The sequence below is a fragment of the Gemmata algarum genome (assembly GCF_034097035.1).
Classification (GTDB): Bacteria; Planctomycetota; Planctomycetia; order Gemmatales; family Gemmataceae; genus Gemmata; species Gemmata algarum.
Map to the genome: position 1 here is coordinate 132,054 of NZ_JAXBLV010000178.1, position 18,380 is coordinate 150,433.

Below are 18,380 nucleotides of genomic sequence, written 5' to 3' on the forward strand. Positions count from 1 at the left end.
GTGTTCTTGGGGGGTGCGTTCCGGCGGGTCACTTCGTGCTGAGCGGGAGGTCCTGGGTGTTGTGCCGATCGCTCACCACGGTCGCCCGCAGCCCGGAGCTGCCCGGGTCGGCGTACTTCGTGGGGAGCCGCACCGGCCGGCTGTAAGTGGAGGGGGTGTCGGTCTTGGTGACCGTGATGTAGTACTCCCCGCTCGGCGGGTCCGCGAACGTGTAATTGCCGTCGACTTCGATGGACGCTTCCATCACTTTCGAGCTGCCGCGGTAGGCGGTCACGACGCCGCCCGAGAGCGGTTTGCCGTTAACGGTCACCTTGCCGCTGAGCGACGTGGCCGGCAACCGAAAGTCGCTGCTGCTGCACGCGGTCGAGCCGAGCGCGACCGCCACCGCCCCAAGAGTTGCCACGGTTCGCCAAATGGTCATCAGTTCTTCTCCGCTCATGAAGGCTTTAGATGATGGTTGCGGAGGCCGGGGCGACGATCGCCCCGGCCGGTCCGTGTGCCGTTAGCTGCCGGGGATGACCTCGCCGCCGGCCGCAGTGCCCATCGCACCCCACACGCCGTAGGGGCTGGCCCCCGACGAGAAGCTGGTGGCGTCCACCGTCAGGTTGCCGGTGTCGATCGAGTTCGGGATGAAGCGAACGCTCCCGTCGGCGAACGCCACGTTCACCCCGCCGGAGTGGTTACTCGTGGCGGAGAAGAACCCCCACCCGCTGCCGTTCCCGTTGCTCGGGTTGACCGCGCAGCTCGGGCTGTTCGGAGGGAGGATCGTGTGGACCGTGGCGTAGAACGAGCGGCCGTCTTGGTAGCGGCTGGACGCGATCCAGCCGGTGTTGGTGCCGGTGAACGAGGTGAACTGCGTCCCGTTCCAGGTGGAGAGGCAGTCCCGGGGGACATACGAGCCGTTAGTGCTGCCGATGCGGCCGATGTCGTTCGTCCCGACCGCCCGCTTCCGCTCGGCGAACATCACGGTGTTGCTCGTGCCGTCGGTGATCTGAAGGAGGGTGTTGCCGTGCCGCTCCGGCGCGGTGGCCCCGTTGATTGTCGGGTTGAAGTTCTTGAAGACGCCACGGGTCGCGGCCGTGTTGTTGTTCGCGTCGGGCCGGTCGCCAATGACCATGTGGTAGCTCCGCGGCCCCCACCCGGACGCGTCGAGGAGGCCGGTGTCAGAGGGGCACTGGTACGTGGACACGATCACTTTCCACGGCGCGAACGTGGACGGCGAGTTCGGACCGACGTTACCGGCCGTAAACACGGGGTCGTTGTAAATCGAGTCCTTCAGCGCCCCCTGCTCCATGTAAGGCAGCAGGTAGACGAACCCGCTGAGCACGTCGAACATCGGCGTGGCGGAGCGGTTCGGGGTGTTCGGCGGGGACATGTACTGCGAGCTCGGCAGAGCGTTGTTTGCGTCGTGGAAGTTGTGCGCGGCGAGACCGATCTGTTTGAGGTTGTTTTGGCACTTCATCCGCGCCGCCGCCTCACGCACCTTTTGGACGGCGGGGAGCAGCAACCCAATCAGGATCGCAATAATCGCAATCACCACCAGCAGCTCGATCAGCGTAAACCCACGGCGACGCATACAGGGCTCCTCAAGAAGTCGGACGCAAGTTGATAACACGGCCAAAAACCAACGGCGCCCGGGGACGGAGGGGACCGTCGGGCGCGCACCGGCAGGCGCCCTTCAATAGAGGGCCGGCCGGATCATTAGGGGCGAAAGAGAGTGATACCGAGCTCGCGGGACCGATCGGGGTTCTGCCCGGCTGTGCGAAGCGAGCAGCTCACCGGCCCTCCAGCAGCGAGCCCGAACGCGGGAGCGTGGTCGGGTTCATCGCAGTGCGTTCGATGCCCGAACCATAGCTGCGAAGAACGCCACTTGCAGGCAGAAGGGGGGGTAGAAAATCGGAACATTCACAAGCCACGCGCCCGAATGCTCGACAGTTCAGACCGCGCCTGCAAAAAGTGTCACTCACGCCAAAAACGCCTGAGATAGTGAGTGTTCGGCGGAGCCGGCGCGGAACAGGGGTTGTGCGAAACGTGTGTCGATGTCCGAACAGTCGAGGGTTCAACGTCCGGAAAATATACAGCGCGTCCGGAGGTTTCCGGACGCGCGAGGACGACCCTCCCTTTGCTGATAGGGGGACAGGCCACAGCCGGTCGACCGCTTCGGCAACGGGCGAACACAATCGGCAAACGTCCGCGAGTTGGGGACGGGACGACCTCGCGCCCTCGGCAGCGCCTCCGCAAGCGGCAACCGTCACTCACGGATCGCCAGACTCACGCGCGCATTAATATTTATTTTAATCAATCACATTCAATCTAATTAATTAATTAAATAATACAATAATAACTTTTTACATTATCGACAGGATTTACCGGACAAATACCGCTCGATTGTAACAGCTGCCGATTTTGCTATCCCGATCAGCGGCTCCTGAGCTCCATGAAGCTCCGGTGCCACCGAGCCGAACGCATTCCGCCATGCCTCATTGAAGGGATGATGGGCGCCACCCGCACCCATCGGGATCGACTCGGCAAGCGGTTCCGGATACATGCCGTCGTGCCTCCCGAGCCGGCCGCTCCACAGTTTGGCGCCTTCGTCTGTGACCAGAGCGTTGCGCCTCGTGCTCGGCGGAGCATTCGTCGGCCCGAACAGAAGCGAGACCGTCGGCAAGGAACAGTTGGAGAAGTTCACCCGCCTACACCCCTGTCGGCCCCTTCGTCAGGACTGGCGGTCGTAGTGGTCCGCGGGTTTGTGCGGGCGGTCGCGCCACGGGCTCAGCTCTCTGGGCGCCCTTCGGACACGTTGTCCCGCGTACAATTCGGCACGGCGTTCATGGCGCGACCGGCGCCCTCGGTACATCTCGTCGCCCGGCGCGGGGTTACGGTTCGTTTCCGGTTGACACCCCCACCCCACCGTTTAAGTTCAAGTAAAGAGTGAAAGGTGCGGCCTGCCGCGCGCCATGAACCCTTGAGACCGCACCTTCGGCCACCGCGACGAGGAAACTCATGGCCAAGACCAAAGAGGCGAGCACCCCGCTGATCTGCGCGGTGGTGTTCTTTGTGCTCACGACTATCGCGTTCGGCGTGATGTGGTACCTCTCGTACTCCGAGATGGACACGCACGTGAACAACAAAAAGAACGCTGAGAAGGACCTCGCCACGATGCGGGCCTCGAAGGACGAGGCCGAGCGCCTCGCCCGCGTGTACCGCATCCTCGCGGGCGTCTCCCGCGACGACGACGTGCAGGTGATCACGACCGAGGCCAAGCCGAACGACAAGATCGCGGCCGAGGTGAAATACTTCAACGAGACGCTGGTCAAAAAGGCCGGCTCGGGGGACGCGGCGAAGCTGCCCAAGGAAATCGAACTGTGGCCGATCGATGCGAACGGAAAGGCCGGCACCCCGCCGCCCGAGGGCTTGATCGGCCAAGTGGGGAAGATCGATAAGAAAGAGACGCTGTACGAGGCCACTGAGAAGGCACTGGCTAACTACCAGAAGCTGGCTCAATCGATGGTCGATGACACCAAACAGCTTCAGGCTGCCGCAGCCGCACTGAAAGCGGCGTCGGACAAGTTCCCGGCCGATGTCAAGAAGCAGGTCGCCGATGTGGTGGCCGCCTTCGACAAGCGGACCGCCGATTACCAGCGAGACATGGCCGCGGCCAACAAGGCCCTCACCGACGCGAAGGACGCTCGCGACCAGTCCGATCGCGACCTCCGCAGGGCGAACGTGAATCTGTCCCAACTTCAACAGGACAACCAGCGGCTCGCGCAAGAGGTGAACAAGGGCGACCGCGGCGCATTCAGTTTCGACGAGCCGCAGGGCAAAGTTCTGCGCAAGCTGCCCGACGGGGTGTACGAGATCAATTTGGGCTCGGCGGCGAACGTGCGGCCAGGGCTGACGTTCACCGTGCAGCCTCGCGACTTCCAGGAGAAGGGCCGCGAGTCGCGGATGCGGTCGGTCCGGGTGCCCGACCCGAAGGGCGGGTTCAAGTCGGTCGATAAGTTCATCCCGCGCGGAGCGGTTGAGGTTTACGAGGTGCTCGGGCCGAACCTGTCGCTGGCCCGGTTCCAGCGCTCCGCGGACCCGCAGAACAGCCCTTACGGGGCCGAGCTGGACCCGGTCCGCGACGGCATCGTGGTCGGCGACCTGCTGTACAACTCCGTGTGGCGCAAGGGCGTGGCCGACCGTGTCGCCTTGGTGGGTATTTTTGACATCAACGGCGACGGCACAGACGACATCGAGACGGTGGTCCGCGACCTGACCAAGATGGGCATCCCGGTCGATGCGTACTTCGACATGAAGAAGCGCGTGTGGGTGGGCCAGGTGACCGAGCGCACCCGGTACGTGGTCGAGGGGTACTACCCGATCAACTCGGCCACCGACCCCAACCGGGACGAGAAGACCAAGCTGCTCAACACCATGAGCGCGGCCATCAACGAGACCAAGCAGAAGGGCGTCAGCACTGTCAACTTCCGCGACTTCTTCGGCCGTATGGGGTACAAGTTCCGGCTCGACGTAGGCGACGACCGGATCAACCAAGCGACCGTCCCGTACCTCGGAAACGTGGGCGTCGGTGACCCGGCCCCTCCGGCGCCGTGATCTGAAACCCCAGGTCGTCGAGGGTACGACCCGTAAAAACCCGAGCCGCGCGCGGTAGTTCCAAACCGCGCGCAACAGCCACGGCGTGAAACTGGGATGGCACTCGGCAGGACGTTCAGAAGGCACCTCCACATCACCACCCCTTGCCGGCATATTAGACAGCCCGGCGAGGGGTCCCGAATCCACCGGCGCACCTCACATCGCACGTGGAAACGTCTTATCGCTCGCGGACCGCAACAACGTGGCCGCTCGCCCAACATGCTGATTTTGACCACGTCGTGAACCACTGCCGGGCCACGGGTTGTCCCGTAACATGTCAGGCATTCGCACTCCGTGAAGTACAAGGCCGACGCCATGCTCGTTCCGCTGTCCTGGCTCAAAGATTATGTGCCGCTGCCCGCCGATCCCGGCGCCCTGGTGGAGCGGCTGACCATCGCGGGACTGGAATCGTCCGGCGTGAAGCTGTTCGGCGTGCCCGCAACCGGCACCCTGCGCGTCAAACCCGAAGACGCCGGCCTCGTCTGGGAACGCGACAAGCTGATCGTCGCGCAGGTGCTCGAAATCACCAAGCACCCTAACGCCGATTCTCTCAAACTCGTCAAACTCGATTACGGCGCCAGTGAGCCCAAAACCGTCATCACCGGCGCCGAGAACATCGCGCCCGGGCAGAGCGGGATGAAGATCATCCTCGGGCTGCGTGGCTCGCGGTACTTCTTCACCGGCAAGGACGGCAAAAAAACCGTCATGAGTCTCGAGCCGAAGGCGCTGCGCGGCATCGACAACGACGCCATGTGCATGTCGGACTTCGAGCTGGGGATCGCCGAGGAGAGCGAGGGCATCATCATCCTCGACGACGCCGACGCAAAGCCCGGTACACCGATCCAGGACGTGCTCGGCGAGGTCGTCGTCGAACTCGACATCCTGCCCAACATGGCGCGGTGCTTGTCGATGCACGGGATCGCCCGCGAGGTCGCGGCGCTCACCGGCGTCACGTCGACCATTCCGACCCCGGTCGTGCCCGTCAGCCACGAGAAGGTCGAGGGCAAGGTTCACGTCGAGATCGCCGACCCGAAACTGTGCGCGCGGTACACCGCGACCGTCATCCGCAACGTTACGGTGAAGGACGCGCCGCGGTGGATGCGCTCGCGCCTGCACTACGCCGGAATGCGCCCCATCAACAACGCCGTTGACGTTACCAACTACGTCATGCTCGAGCAGGGCCAGCCGCTGCACGCGTTCGACTACGACGTGCTCGTGGCCCGCGCGGGCGGTCAGGCCCCCACGATCACCGTTCGGCCCGCCAAAGCCGGCGAAAAGCTCAAAACCCTCGACGGTCAGGACCGCGAGCTGTCCTCGGACAACCTCGTCATCGCCGACACCGCCGGCGTGATCGCGCTCGCGGGCGTGATGGGCGGGGCCGAAACGGAGGTGTCCGCCGCCACCAAAACGCTCCTGCTCGAAAGCGCGAGTTTCGACTTCGTCAGCGTGCGCAAGACGGCGCGGCAGTTCAACCTGTTCAGCGAGGCCAGCACGCGGTTCAGCCGCGGCGTCCACCCCGAACTCGCGGGCACCGCGGCGGTGCGCGCCGCGCAACTGTTCCACGACCACGCCGGCGGCGAGGTGCTGGCCGGCGTCGTCGACAACTACCCCACGCCGGCCCCGCGCCAGGTCATCGACCTCACCGCCGGTGACATCGAGCGGCTGCTCGGGTTCAGCATCCCGCCCGCAGAGGTGACCCGCGTCCTGACCGCACTTCAGTTCCAGGTGGAGCCGAACGGCGAGGACGCGTGGGTGGTCACGACCCCGCAAACGCGGCTCGACATTCAGTCCGGGGTCGCGGACCTCGTGGAAGAACTGGCGCGCGTGTACGGGTACGACAACCTGCCGGAGCGGCTGCTCCCGCTGGAACTGCCCGAACCGAAGGGCAACCGGGCGCTCGAACTCGAAGACCGGGTGCGCGACCTGCTCGCCGACCAGGGGTTGAACGAGGCGATCACGTACTCGCTCAGCAGCGCGGAAGCAGAAGCAAAGCTGAAGCCCGCCGCCCCAGCCCCCGAGGGGCAACGAGGAGAACCGATCGGCGACTTCGTCGCGCTCCTCAACCCGCTGTCGCCGGAGCGGTCGGTGATGCGCCGGGTGCTGCTCCCTGGTGTACTCCAGGTGGCGCAAAAGAACCTCGAAGCGGCCGACAGCGTTGCGCTGTACGAACTCGGGTTCGTGTACCTACCCAAGTCGGGCGAACGGTTACCGGAAGAGCCGCGAAAGTTGGCGATCGTGTTGTGCGGTCGCCGTGGTGGTGCGGCGTGGGACGACCCGCAAGGGGTCAGCCCCGCAAAGTACGACTTCTACGACCTCAAAGGTGTGGTGGAAGGGCTCGTGAACGACCTCCACATTCCCGGTATGTCGTTCGCGCCAACGCGCGACGTACCGTGGCTGCACCCGATGCGCGCCGCCGAACTGCGCGTCAACGGCACGGCGGTCGGGGTGTTCGGCGAATTGCACCCGAAGGTCGCGGAGGCGTTCCTCCTTGGCGAGCGGGCGGTTCAGGCCGCCGAACTCGATCTCGAAGCGATCCTCGCCGCGGTGCCCGCGCGGTACGGGTACAAGCCGTTCAGCACGTTCCCGCCCGCAAAGCGAGATGTCGCCGTTGTGGTCGCCGACGCCACCCGGGCGGAAGCGGTGCTGGCGGAGATCCGGACCGCGGGTGGCGACCTGTTGACCGACGCGAGCCTGTTCGACGTGTATCGCGGCACGGGCTTGCCGGACGGGACCAAGAGCCTCGCGTTCGCGCTGACCTACCAAGCGCCTGACCGCACCCTTGGCGAGAAAGAGATTGCCAAGGCGCACGAGAAGGTCGAGGCGCGACTGAAAGAAACGCTGAAAGCTCAGATTCGCGGGAAGGATCTTGCCTGAGTCCCTGTTGCGCGATCTCTTCACACCCTGATGCCCGCGGCCGGTAGCGCCTTATTACCGGCCGCGGGCATCTGCCCGTTGCAGTGCGCAACGGGGCGACGAATTGAAGTGGGAACGACTCGCCGCTACACATCTACGGGGCGTCGGTAGGGCCGCACGGGCTTCCGCCTCGTGCGCGAGGGCACACCGGGTCCAGTTGCTCACGTTCTGCGCTGAGATCCCTTCTCCAACAAATCGCACCGCAAATGTCTCCGCTGCCGAGGCGACGGAGTTTATCTCAGCGAGCATCCGTGAAGAAATCGTGATGAATTCGTGAGTGACCAGCGCTCGCAAATGTATCCCTTGACTGACATGAGGCAGATGATGGACCGACGGATAACGGCAATCACGGCCGCGGCGCTTTCGGCGGCGCTCGTCGCGCTGTGCGCGCCGACAGCGTTCCCTCAACCGCCGGGCGGTGGGTTCGGCGGTAAGGGCGGGTTCGGGCCGCCCGGCGGGCAGGAGCGCAAGCTGGTCGCCGAGTACGACAAGAACAAGGACGGCTGGCTCAACGCGGACGAGCGTAGGCCGGCGCGCGAGGCCGCCAAGAAGGGCGGCCGGGGCGGGTTCGGCGGTCCGAAGGGTGGGTTCGGAAAAGGCGGCGAGAGCGGCAAACCCGGCCCGAAGGTGAGCCCGGCCGAGGTGAAGAACTATCCGGACGCCAAGTTGTACGACGCGAGCGTCCTCCGCACCCTGTTTCTGGAGTTCGAAAACGCCGACTGGGAGTCGGAGATGCAGGACTTCCACGGCACCGACGTGGACCTGCCCGCGACCGTCACGGTGGACGGCAAGCGGTACCCGAACGTGGGCGTCCACTTCCGGGGGATGTCGTCGTACATGGGGGTGGGGGCCGGGTCCAAGCGGTCGCTCAACATGTCGTTCGACATGGCCGACGGGAAGCAGCGGCTCTACGGCTACAAGACGCTGAACCTGCTGAACGCGCACGAGGACCCGTCGCTGATGAGCACGGTGCTGTACTCGCACATCGCCAACAAGTACACCCCCACCCCGAAGGCGAACTTTGTGAAGGTGGTCATCAACGGCGAGAGCTGGGGCGTTTACGTCAGCGTTCAGCAGTTCGACAAGGTGTTCCTCAGCGAGAACTACAAGACAACGAAGGGCACCCGGTGGAAGGTCCGCGGCTCGCCGGGCGGGCGCGGGGGGCTGGAGTACTTCGGCGACGACCCCGCCGCGTACAAGCGCATCTTCGAGATGAAGAGCGGTGAGAACGAGGACGCCTGGAAGGCTCTGGTGAACTTCTGCAAGGTGCTCAACCAGACCCCGCCGAACAAGCTCGAAGAGGCGCTGAAGCCGATCGCGGACGTGGACAACATCCTGTGGTTCCTGGCCCTGGACGCCGCGCTCATCAACTGCGACGGGTACTGGATCCGGTCCAGCGATTACAGCGTTTACCTGGACGAGAAAGGCAAGTTCCATGTCATCCCGCACGACATGAACGAGGCGTTCCGCCCGGCCGGCGGCCCTGGAATGGGTGGTCCCGGAATGGGCGGACCGGGCGGGGGCGGATTCCGGCCGCTGCCCCCTGGTGAAGTGCTGCCCGCGCCGCTTCAGGAGGCGCTCCAACTCACCGCGGAGCAGAAGAAGCAACTTGCCGAAATCCAGAAGGAAACCGAGGCGAAACTCGAAAAGCTGCTGACCGCCGAGCAGTTCAAACAGTTCAAGGAGATGAAGGAGCGTGCGCCCGGCGGTCCCGGCGGGTTCGGCGGGCCGGGTGGCGGCTTCCCCGGCGGTCCGGGTGGTGGCTTCCCGGGTGGGCCGGGCGGAGCCGGTGGCGGCGGCGGACGCGGGGTCGAACTCGACCCGCTCGTCGGGCTGAACGACGCCAGCAAACCACTCCGGAGTAAGTTGCTCGCGGTGCCCGCGCTGCGAGCCAAGTACCTCGCGAACGTGAAGCGGATCGCGGAAGAGTCACTCGACTGGAACGCGCTCGGGCCGGTCGTCGCTCAGTACCGCAAGCTGATCGAGACGGAAGTGGAGTTGGACACCCGGAAGCTCGACTCCTTCGAGGCGTTCAAGCGGAACACCGACGACAACGCGCCCAGCGCTGGTGGCGGCGGCGGTGGCTTCGGACGTGGGTCGCAGGGGATGAACGTCCGGGCATTCGCCGAGCAGCGCCAGAAATACCTTCTGGCCAACCCCGAGGTTAAGAAGGCCGCGCCCTGAACCCATCCGGCGGACGGGAACGCTCCTCCGCATCCGCCGTGTATCAGTGCTGTCAAAGAGTGAGGATCGGGCCGCGTGGGTGACGACATGCGTCGCCCACGCGACCCGATCGTTTCAAGTGGTCCGCGCCGACACACAAGAGACGAACTCACCGTGTCATTTGTCGGAGAGGTAGAGTTCGGTGAACTTTGCGACCGCCGCGGCCACTTTGTCGGCGGTCGCAGTGCGGCTCGCGGCGTCGCGGAAGTCGCCGCCGAACTCCAACTGGATCGCGTCGATGCCGTAGTCTCCGCTGCCGTAGGTCTGCACGATGTCGCCGCCGCTGAGCGTGGCGTACTCCTTGTCCGCAAGTTTCTCGGGGTACACCTTGTACCCGCCCGCGGCGAGCAGCCCGAAGAAGCTGTTCGGACCGGTGTGCGCCTTCTCGCCGTACCGCTGGACCAGCAGCGCGACCGTCTTTCCGTCCTTGGTGCCGCGAATGACCGTGTCCTTCATGCGCCCTTGGCCGTGAATGTCCAGCAGCAGCCCGCGGCCGTACCGCTTCTTCAACTCGCGGCAGTAGGACGCCAGGGTGCTGCGGTAGGCGTCGTAGGTCGGCTTCGCCTTCGGGTCCTCGTAGGCGATCTCGGGCGGGCGGTTCGCGTCAATGAATTTGCGGTGGAACTGCGCGACCACGAGGTACGGCTTCTTGCCGGTCTTCTTGGCAATCGCCGCGGCCGTCGCGTGCGCCAGCTCTTCCGTTCCGCCGTCTCGCCCGGCAAAGAACCCGCTCCCGCCGACCGGCAACCCGTCACCCTTCCGGGGCGACACACCGGGCACGTCCTTGGTGCCGCCGTGCGGAGCCGAGAGGATCACCGGGAACTCGCCCGGCTCGACCGCCACCAAGGGACTCGTCGGCGGCTTCCCGATCGCGTGGGGCGTCGGTGCGACCGGCGCGTCAGCCAGGGCAACGACAGCCGCAAGCGTCAGGGCGACCGTGATAAGAACGAACCGACGAAGTGGCAGCATGACGGGCCTTGAAAGGAGAAAGGGGATCGGGCGTCACGAGTCCGTGACGCCCGCGGTTACAGCGTTAGTAATCCGTCAGCACTTCGCCGTGACTGCGAGTGAGCAGCGCAGCAAACACACCGATCGTAACCGACTGACGGATGAAGGCCACCGATCCGTCGGCCCGCACAATGTTCATGCCGCCCGAGTGGAACGAATATGGTTCGGCGTCGTTCGTCCCGTTGAACGCCAGCGTCCGGTTGGCGCGGGTGCTGGACGAGTTGTCCGAAACGCCCGTACTCGGGTCTGAGCCGTCGAAGACGTGATAGTTGCGGTAGTCCGCCCACAACTGTGTGTTGGTTGTGTTCGAGGTGCTGTACAGCTTACCCAATCGGTATTCCTGCGGGCCACCTGCGGCTTCCACCATCAGAATCGTGTTCGAAGTACCGTCGGTGATGCCCACGATCGGGGTGTCGATGTTGGGCCGGGTCGCCGTGCTCCAGGAACTGTTCACGCTGCTCGACAACAGCGTGGTTGTGTTAATGGTGCTCCGACAGCGGGCGAACACCAAGTAGTCGGTCACGTACCCGGTCACCGTACCGCCGCCGAAGCCGGTTACGCCAAAGGAGCGAGTGCGGTCGCCGCCCGGGGCCGACGGGCACACATACACCGGAATCCGCGACTGCGCCAGCGGGCGGTTCACTGTATCACGAAAGTCTTTCGTCGGATCGTACTTAGTTTGCACGTTCTCCTGCTCGATGTACGGCAGCAGGATGAAGTGGATGCTACGCGGCAACTGCCCGGTCGGAAGCTGGAGCGGAAACGTCGGCGTCTGATCATCCATCTTTGTGTCGTCGTAGGCGACCGGAGGCAAGCCGCCGCGGGAATTCTCGTAGTTATGCGCGGCGAGCCCGATCTGCTTGAGGTTGTTCTGGCACTTCATGCGCGCGGCGGCTTCGCGGACCTTCTGCACGGCGGGCAACAGCAACCCGATCAGGATCGCGATAATCGCAATAACGACGAGCAACTCGATCAGCGTGAACCCGCGGCGGGGTCGGACGGGAGGCATGGCAATCCCTCAAAAATGAATAGCGAATCAACGGGCCGGTCGTGCGGGCGACCGGCCGGGCAGCGGGAATGGAGAGTCGGCGTGAGCGGTCGGCGGCGGGCTATTCTTTACCGGCGGTCCAGAGCAGGGCCTTGCGGAACAGGGCCTTTGCCTCCGGCGTGTCGGTCTTCTCGGGGTGCGGGCTCCAGCAGAACACCCGCCCGGTGCCGTAGCTGCCGCGGGCGGCAGCGGTCGTGCCCTTCATCACTCCGGGCTTCGCCCCGCCCTTGCTGAAAATCTCGGTTTCGTAAGTCGCCAGTTCCTCGTAATCCGGGATGGCGTCGTCCTTGCCCGGCGCGAGCAGCGGCCCCTGGCCGTAGTAAACGGTCAACTTCTCCGCCTTCGTGTCGAAGAACTCCTTGCCTTTGGGGCCGAACCGCAGTTCCACGTCGCCGGTGCCGCGCGCCCAGTGGGCGCGGTCGAGCACTTCGGCGTCGAGGATGTGCAGGGACCAGTCGTAGCTGCGGCTCGCGAGGTACGCGCCGGCGCAGATGCCGATGTACCCGTTGCCGTCCTTCACGAACTGCTTCACCTTCGCGCGGCCCTCTTCGCCCAGGTCCTTCGCCTGAGCGGACCCGCTCCCGCCGGGCTGGATCAGCACCCGGAAGTCTTTGAGGGCGCCGGCGCGGATGTCTTCACCGGTCACGAGCGTGACCTCGAACCCGGGGGTCTTCTCGACGGCCGCCGCCGCCGGCCCCTTGGTCTTGGCGGCACCGCCACCGGCGAACAGCGCGACCCGCACCGGTTTGTCGCCCTTGGCGGGCGGTTCCGACTGGGCAAACGACACCGACAGCACGACCGCGACCAGTGCGGCGAACGGTACGACGGAACGGGGCACGTTTTTGCCTTTCCGCGCGGGTGATTAACAGGGAAAATGAAGCGGAAGGAGAGTATCGCCTCAGAGAGGATCACGACAAACCGGTTCCGGGGGTGACACGGCCGATCGATTTGTTACGATTTTTCTCTTCAACTACGTCCCAACCGCGTGATGACCGAAGGTTCCATTACCGCCTGGGTTCAGCGCCTCGCCGCCGGCGACGGTGACGCCGCACGGCCGCTCTGGGACCGGTACTTCCGCCGCATGGTGTCACTGGCCGCCGGGCGCATGGTCGGGCGCGCCGCCGACGCCGAGGACGTGGCCCTGTCCGCGTTCTTCCAGTTCTGCCGGGCCGCCTCGGGTCAGAAGTTCGCCCGGCTCGCCAGCCGTGACGACCTGTGGCACCTGTTGGTGGTGCTGACCGCTCGAAAGGCGGTGGACTGGGGCAAACACCAGTCGGCCCAAAAACGAGGCCGCCCCACCGACGAGTTGCCCGACGACGTTCCCGGCTCCATAGTGGACCCGGCACTGGCCGCGGCGGTGGGGGACGAGATCCGGATGCTGTTCGACAAACTCGATTCGGACGAACTGCGGGAGCTGGCCCGGTTCAAGCTGGACGGGTACACGAACGAGGAGATCGCCGAGCGGCTCGGCTGCACGGTCCGCACCGTGTGCCGCCGGCTCGCCCTGATCCGCGACATCTGGGAATCCGACCCGCCGGCCGAGCCCGACGCCCGGCCCGGGTACTGAACAGGCGACTCCATGCCCGACACCGCCCCCTCCACGTTCCTCGGACTACCCACCGGCGCCAAACGCCGCGTGGACGCCGTGTGCGTCGCGTTCGAGCGCGCCGGGGCCGGCGCGCGGATCGAGGACTACGTGGAGCAGGTCGAGCCGGCGGCCCGCGACGCGCTCCTGACCGAACTGGTCGCGCTAGAGCTCGAGCAGCGCCGGGCCGCCGGGGAGCACCCGCAAGCAGCGGAGTACGTCGAACGCTTCCCGGGCCGTGCGGCGGCGGTACGCGCGGCGTTCGGCCCGGCAGCGCCGGCGGTCGGCGACGTGCTGGGCAAGTACCGGCTCACCGGGGTGCTCGGGCGCGGCGGAATGGGGGTTGTGTTCGAGGCGGCCGACCCGGTCATCGACCGAAAAGTGGCGGTCAAGGTGCTGCCGGACGCGCGGGCCGCCGACCCGCACGCCCGCGAGCGGCTGCTGAGCGAGGCCCGCCTCGCCGGACAGTTACTGCACCCCAATGTGGTCGCTGTGTTCGAAGCCGGAGAGACGAACGGGGTCGCGTTCCTGGTACTGGAGCGCGTGTCCGGCGGGAGCTGCGCCGACCGGCTCAAGCGCGACGGGGCGCTCGACTGGCGGTTCGCCACCCGCGTCCTGGTGGACGCGTGCCGCGGGCTGGTCGCGATCCACGGGGCCGGGTTCTTGCACCTGGACGTAAAGCCCGGCAACATCCTGCTACCGGAGCGGGCCGGCACGCCGGACGGCTCGACCGGCAGCGGCGTGCTCGCCAAGCTCGCCGACTTCAGCCTGTCGGCTTCGGACGGCACCGTCACCGTCCCGGGTTCCACCGCCGGCACGCCCGCCTACATGGCCCCCGAACAGCGCGACGGGGCACCGCTGACCCAGCGCACGGATGTGTTCGGGCTCGGGGCCGCGTACTTCGCGTTACTCACCGGCTCAGCGCCTTACGCCGGCGCGACGGTAACGGAGGTGGTGGCGGAACAGCTCCGCGAGCCGGCTCCGGACCCGCGCGCCCTGAACCCGGCGGTGCCCGGGCGGATTGCCCGGATCGTCCGGCGCGCAATGGCCACGCGACCGGACGACCGCTATCCGTCGGCCGCGGCGCTGCTCGCCGACCTGGAAGCGGTGCTCGCCCCGCCGCGGCCACGCCTCTGGCCCGCAGCGCTCGCGCTCGGGGCGCTTCTCGCGGCCGGCGCGTGGGCGGCGTGGGAACTGCTGCCCGCACCCGGCCGGGCGCGCCAGCCCGGCGCGTTCGCAACGGTGGACACCTGGGAACCGCTACTGGATGAGCACGATCTGGGGCAGTGGACGCCGGTGGTGCCCGATGGCGTCACCCCGATCGGGGTCGGCCCGCAAAGCATGTTCGGGCTGGTCACGCTCGACGGCCGGCCGGCGGTGCGGGCGACCGGAACGGGTTTAGGGAGCGTCGAGTCGGGCCGGGAGTTCGAGAACTTCCACCTGCGGTTCGAGTACCGCTGGGCGGAAGCGGCCGGCGAGCACTACGCGAGCGTGCGGTACCACTGCACCGGGGAGCTCGGCTCGCGCGGCACGCACGGAATGCAGTTGCACCTCCAGCGTGCCGGCGAGTACCGACGGCTCAACGACCTGCTCCGGATCGATGTCGGCGTGATCCGCGGCGGGAGGGTGGAACCGGTACGCCCGGGCGGCCGGCGGATCGACCCCGAGTTGCTCGCGGAGGTCCCGGTGGGCCGGTGGAACCGGGCCGCGATCGTGTGCGTCGACGACTGGGCGGTCCACGTCATCAACGACATGCCGGTGCTGTCGCTGGCCCGGTCGCGCCGGGCGGACCCGCCGGACGAACCGCTCCGCCGCGGGCGCATCCGGTTCCAGTCGATCAAGGGCGAAATCTTTTTCCGCAACATCGAGGTCCGGCGCGTCACCGAACTGCCCCCGGAGTACCAGCGCCCCGCCGAGTGACGCGAACTCGGATCGAGCACATCGCTCCCGGCGGGATCGCGTCGGACCGGTCCGCTACCCGCCCGTGTCGACCACGACCACATCGACCCCCGCCACGGTCCGCAGCAGTTGATCCAACACGCTCGCGCGGAAGAGCCGCCGGTACCAAGCGCGCCGCGACCGCCCGATGACGATGTGCGTGATCCCGTACTCGCGCGCGAACGACGACACGGCGTCCGGTAAGCTGGCCCCTTTGAACCGCAGCGGAACGCCGTCCAACTGCTGAGCCAGAGTGAGCGAGTCCGTCAGCCGGCGCTCGGTCGCCGCGTCCACCCACTCGGTGCGCTCGGAAGGAGTCTCGATGTAGACCGCGTACCACGGGGCGCCGAACCGATCGGCGAGCCGCGCGCCCTTGCGCAGCAGCTTCAGCGCGTTCGGGCTGCGGCTCGACACACACACCATCACCCGCTCGGACGTATTCGCAACGCCCGAGTCGCGCTCCCGCTCCTGGCGCCGGCGGTCCAGCACGTGCGCCACCTGCTCCAGAGCGATCTCGCGCAACTGGTTCAGGTTCGGTTCCGTGAAGAAGTTCGCCAGCGCACGTTCGATCCGCTCCGCGGGGTATATCTTCCCGGCCCGCATCCGCTCCTGGAGGTCTTCCGCCGGCAGGTCCACGTTCACCACTTGGTGCGCCTGGGCGAGGACGTAGTCCGGCACCCGCTCCTTCACCTTCACCCCGGTGAACCGCTCCACCATCTCGTACAAACTTTCGAGGTGCTGCACGTTCATGGTGGTGATGACGCTGATGCCGGCCCGGAGCAGTTCCTCCACATCCTGGTACCGCTTACCGTGCCGCCCGCCGGGGGCGTTGGTGTGCGCCAACTCGTCCACCAGCACGACCGTGGGGCGTCGGCGGAGCACCGCGTCCAGGTCCATCTCCTCGAGTACGACGCCGCGGTACTCGAGCTTCCGGCTCGGCACCCGCTCCAGTTCGCCGACCATCGCCAGCGTGTCCGCCCGGCCGTGCGTCTCGACCACGCCGATGGCCACATCGACGCCTTGCCGTTTGAGGCGCTGCCCCTCCTGAAGCATCTCGTAGGTCTTGCCGACACCGGGGGCAAAACCGAGGTAGACCTTCAGCCGGCCGCGCTGCTGTTCGCGCAACAGCGACAAGAACAGCTCCGGGCTGGGACGGGTGTCGGTGCTCACGAGCGGCCCTCCGCGAGGTGCGCCGGGAGTGTGATGCGGAACGTCGTCCCCTTCCCCGGTTCGCTCTCGCAGGTGACCGTACCGCGATGGGCGACCACCACCTCTTTCACGATGGCGAGACCGAGCCCGGTCCCGCCCTCCTCGCTCTGACCCGGGATCCGAAAGAACCGATCGAACACGTGCGCCAAGTGCTCGGGCGGGATGCCCACCCCGGTGTCCGCGACGCTCAGGACGACGGCCCCGTCGGTCGTCGTACCGGCCGCGAGTGCGACCGTGCCGCCCGGAGGCGTGTAGGTGATCGCGTTGTTCAGCAAGTTGCCGAGCGCCTGTCCGAACCGATCCCTGTCCACCACCACCGCGGGCACAACGGCGTTCGTGTTCACCGCGAGCGTGATGTGCTTGTCGTCCGCACGAGCACGAGCCGCATCGGCGGCCGTGCGGAGCAGCTCTGCGGGATCTGCGGGGTGAAACGCCCCCTCGTCGTGCGGCTTTTGCAGCCGGGCGAGTGAGAGCAGTTGCTCGATGAGCGCGAGCAAGCGCTCGGCGCTGTCGCGGGCGTCGATGAGGAGTTCCGTCTGCTTCACGGTCAGCGGCCCGACGGTCTCTTCAAGCAGAACGTGAACCGCGAGCCGCACCGAGGTGAGCGGCGTCTTCAGTTCGTGGCTCACGGTCGCCACAAGGTCACTCTTGAACTGATCCAGGAGCCGGAACCGGGTCACGTCGTGGAGCACCACCGCCGCGCCCAGCGTGTCCCCGTGCGGATCGCGGATCGGCCGCACGTGAGGGAGGTAGGTGCGATCCTCACCGCCGAGCCGGAACGAAACGGTCTGGTCGAACTGGTCCGGCTGGTAGGGGCGCTGAAGTTGGAGCGCGTCCGCGACCGGCCCGCCGAGCGGCTCGGGCGGCGACCACACCGGCCCCGGGTCGCCCTGCGCCGTGGGGCCGACGCCGAACAGCGCCCGCGCCGCCGGGTTCGCGAGGTCGGCGCGGCCCGTCGGGTCGACCACCAGCACCGGGTCCGGAAACGAGTCGATCGTCGCCTGCGCGGTCCGCTGCGCCCGCACGAGCCTGTCGAGGTTGGACCTCCGATATTTGCGCAGCTCGCGCGTCATCACGTTGAACGCGGCGGCGAGCCGCCCGAGTTCGTCCCGGCCGAACACAGGAACCGTGCGCTCGAGTTGCCCGGAACCGCCGATCGCGTGCGCCGCCTCGGTCACGGCCCGGATCGGCCCGAGTATCGTGCGTAACAAGTACCAACCGGCCCCCGCGAGAAGGAGCGCGACTAGGCCAAGTGCGGCCGCGAACGTGCCCATTGCCGTGCGGGCAGTGTCGCGCGCGCGGTCGCGGGCCTGCTCCATGTTCTCTCGGTTCACGCGCAGAATCTCGCCCGCCACGGCCTTGCTCTCGTTGAACCGCTCCAACAGTCCGGAGGGGCCGAAGTACATGGCCGTTCGCTCGGGCGAGCCAGGGGGCAGCGCATAAAACTGGCGCCCCCGCTCGCGGTACTCCGCTTTTAGGCCACGCAGCCGGGAAACGAGTTCGTCCTCCGTCGGGTGGATCGTGACGTTCGCGGCCTCGACCGCGAACTGCTCCTCGAGCACAACCCAGTTCGCCTCGAACTGGCGGGCCGCGTCGGCCTCGCGGCCCGCCAGGGCGAACTGGAACGACGAATCGATCCGCTCGGCCGCCTCGCCCAATCGGAACATGGCCTGCACGCTCACGTAGTTCTCGCGCAGGATGGCATCGATGCCCCCGCCCACGCGGTCGAGCAGCACGACGCCCGCCGCGCCCAGCGCGACCAGCAGCAGCGCGAGCGGGGCGAGGGACAGAAGGATACGTGTGCGTAGCGTCATATGG

The 18,380-nt window shown here is 66.6% G+C and carries 12 protein-coding genes; 5 read left to right on the plus strand and 7 right to left on the minus strand.

Going from position 1 to position 18,380, the window contains the following annotated elements; genetic code table 11:
• Window positions 1–28 precede the first annotated feature (28 nt).
• On the minus strand, window positions 29–421 hold the full coding sequence (locus R5W23_RS14975) for a peptidase associated/transthyretin-like domain-containing protein (protein ID WP_320686986.1): 393 nt from the start codon (window positions 419–421) through the stop codon (window positions 29–31).
• A gap of 81 nt (window positions 422–502) precedes the next feature.
• Window positions 503–1,576: a DUF1559 domain-containing protein gene (locus R5W23_RS14980; protein ID WP_261184589.1), complete on the minus strand. Its 1,074-nt coding sequence runs from the start codon at window positions 1,574–1,576 to the stop codon at window positions 503–505.
• 1,427 nt (window positions 1,577–3,003) lie between these two features.
• On the opposite strand from R5W23_RS14980, the gene R5W23_RS14985 reads away from it, so the two are divergent.
• From R5W23_RS14985 to R5W23_RS14995, 3 genes are all read left to right on the plus strand, one after another.
• On the plus strand, window positions 3,004–4,599 hold the full coding sequence (locus tag R5W23_RS14985) for a hypothetical protein (protein WP_320686987.1): 1,596 nt from the start codon (window positions 3,004–3,006) through the stop codon (window positions 4,597–4,599).
• Window positions 4,600–4,953: 354 nt separating this feature from the next.
• Window positions 4,954–7,512 (plus strand): phenylalanine--tRNA ligase subunit beta, encoded by a 2,559-nt coding sequence (gene pheT, locus R5W23_RS14990; RefSeq protein ID WP_320686988.1) that lies wholly within the window; start codon window positions 4,954–4,956, stop codon window positions 7,510–7,512.
• A 363-nt stretch (window positions 7,513–7,875) separates the two neighbouring features.
• Window positions 7,876–9,735, plus strand: coding sequence for a CotH kinase family protein (locus R5W23_RS14995; protein ID WP_320686989.1), 1,860 nt, complete (start codon window positions 7,876–7,878; stop codon window positions 9,733–9,735).
• 156 nt (window positions 9,736–9,891) lie between these two features.
• Here R5W23_RS14995 and R5W23_RS15000 read toward each other — a convergent pair whose 3' ends face one another.
• From R5W23_RS15000 to R5W23_RS15010, 3 genes are all read right to left on the minus strand, one after another.
• Window positions 9,892–10,743, minus strand: coding sequence for an N-formylglutamate amidohydrolase (locus R5W23_RS15000; RefSeq protein WP_320686990.1), 852 nt, complete (start codon window positions 10,741–10,743; stop codon window positions 9,892–9,894).
• A gap of 64 nt (window positions 10,744–10,807) precedes the next feature.
• Window positions 10,808–11,791: a DUF1559 domain-containing protein gene (locus R5W23_RS15005; protein ID WP_320686991.1), complete on the minus strand. Its 984-nt coding sequence runs from the start codon at window positions 11,789–11,791 to the stop codon at window positions 10,808–10,810.
• A gap of 100 nt (window positions 11,792–11,891) precedes the next feature.
• The gene (locus R5W23_RS15010; protein ID WP_010049100.1) at window positions 11,892–12,668 is read right to left on the minus strand and encodes a BPL-N domain-containing protein; all 777 of its coding nucleotides are present in this window, start codon (window positions 12,666–12,668) and stop codon (window positions 11,892–11,894) included.
• 150 nt (window positions 12,669–12,818) lie between these two features.
• Between R5W23_RS15010 and R5W23_RS15015 the strand changes: the two genes are divergently transcribed.
• Together R5W23_RS15015 and R5W23_RS15020 are read left to right on the plus strand one after the other, a co-directional pair.
• Window positions 12,819–13,397 carry an ECF-type sigma factor gene (locus R5W23_RS15015; RefSeq protein WP_320686992.1) on the plus strand — a complete coding sequence of 193 codons (579 nt, stop codon included), beginning with the start codon at window positions 12,819–12,821 and terminating at the stop codon, window positions 13,395–13,397.
• Window positions 13,398–13,409: 12 nt separating this feature from the next.
• On the plus strand, window positions 13,410–15,335 hold the full coding sequence (locus R5W23_RS15020) for a protein kinase domain-containing protein (RefSeq protein ID WP_320686993.1): 1,926 nt from the start codon (window positions 13,410–13,412) through the stop codon (window positions 15,333–15,335).
• 54 nt (window positions 15,336–15,389) lie between these two features.
• Here the strand turns inward: R5W23_RS15020 and R5W23_RS15025 are convergent, their stop codons facing one another.
• Together R5W23_RS15025 and R5W23_RS15030 are read right to left on the minus strand one after the other, a co-directional pair.
• Window positions 15,390–16,523 carry a universal stress protein gene (locus tag R5W23_RS15025; protein WP_261184602.1) on the minus strand — a complete coding sequence of 378 codons (1,134 nt, stop codon included), beginning with the start codon at window positions 16,521–16,523 and terminating at the stop codon, window positions 15,390–15,392.
• Window positions 16,520–18,376, minus strand: coding sequence for a sensor histidine kinase (locus tag R5W23_RS15030; RefSeq protein WP_320686994.1), 1,857 nt, complete (start codon window positions 18,374–18,376; stop codon window positions 16,520–16,522). The genes R5W23_RS15025 and R5W23_RS15030 overlap by 4 nt, the downstream gene beginning before the upstream one ends.
• Between the last annotated feature and the right edge of the window lie 4 nt (window positions 18,377–18,380).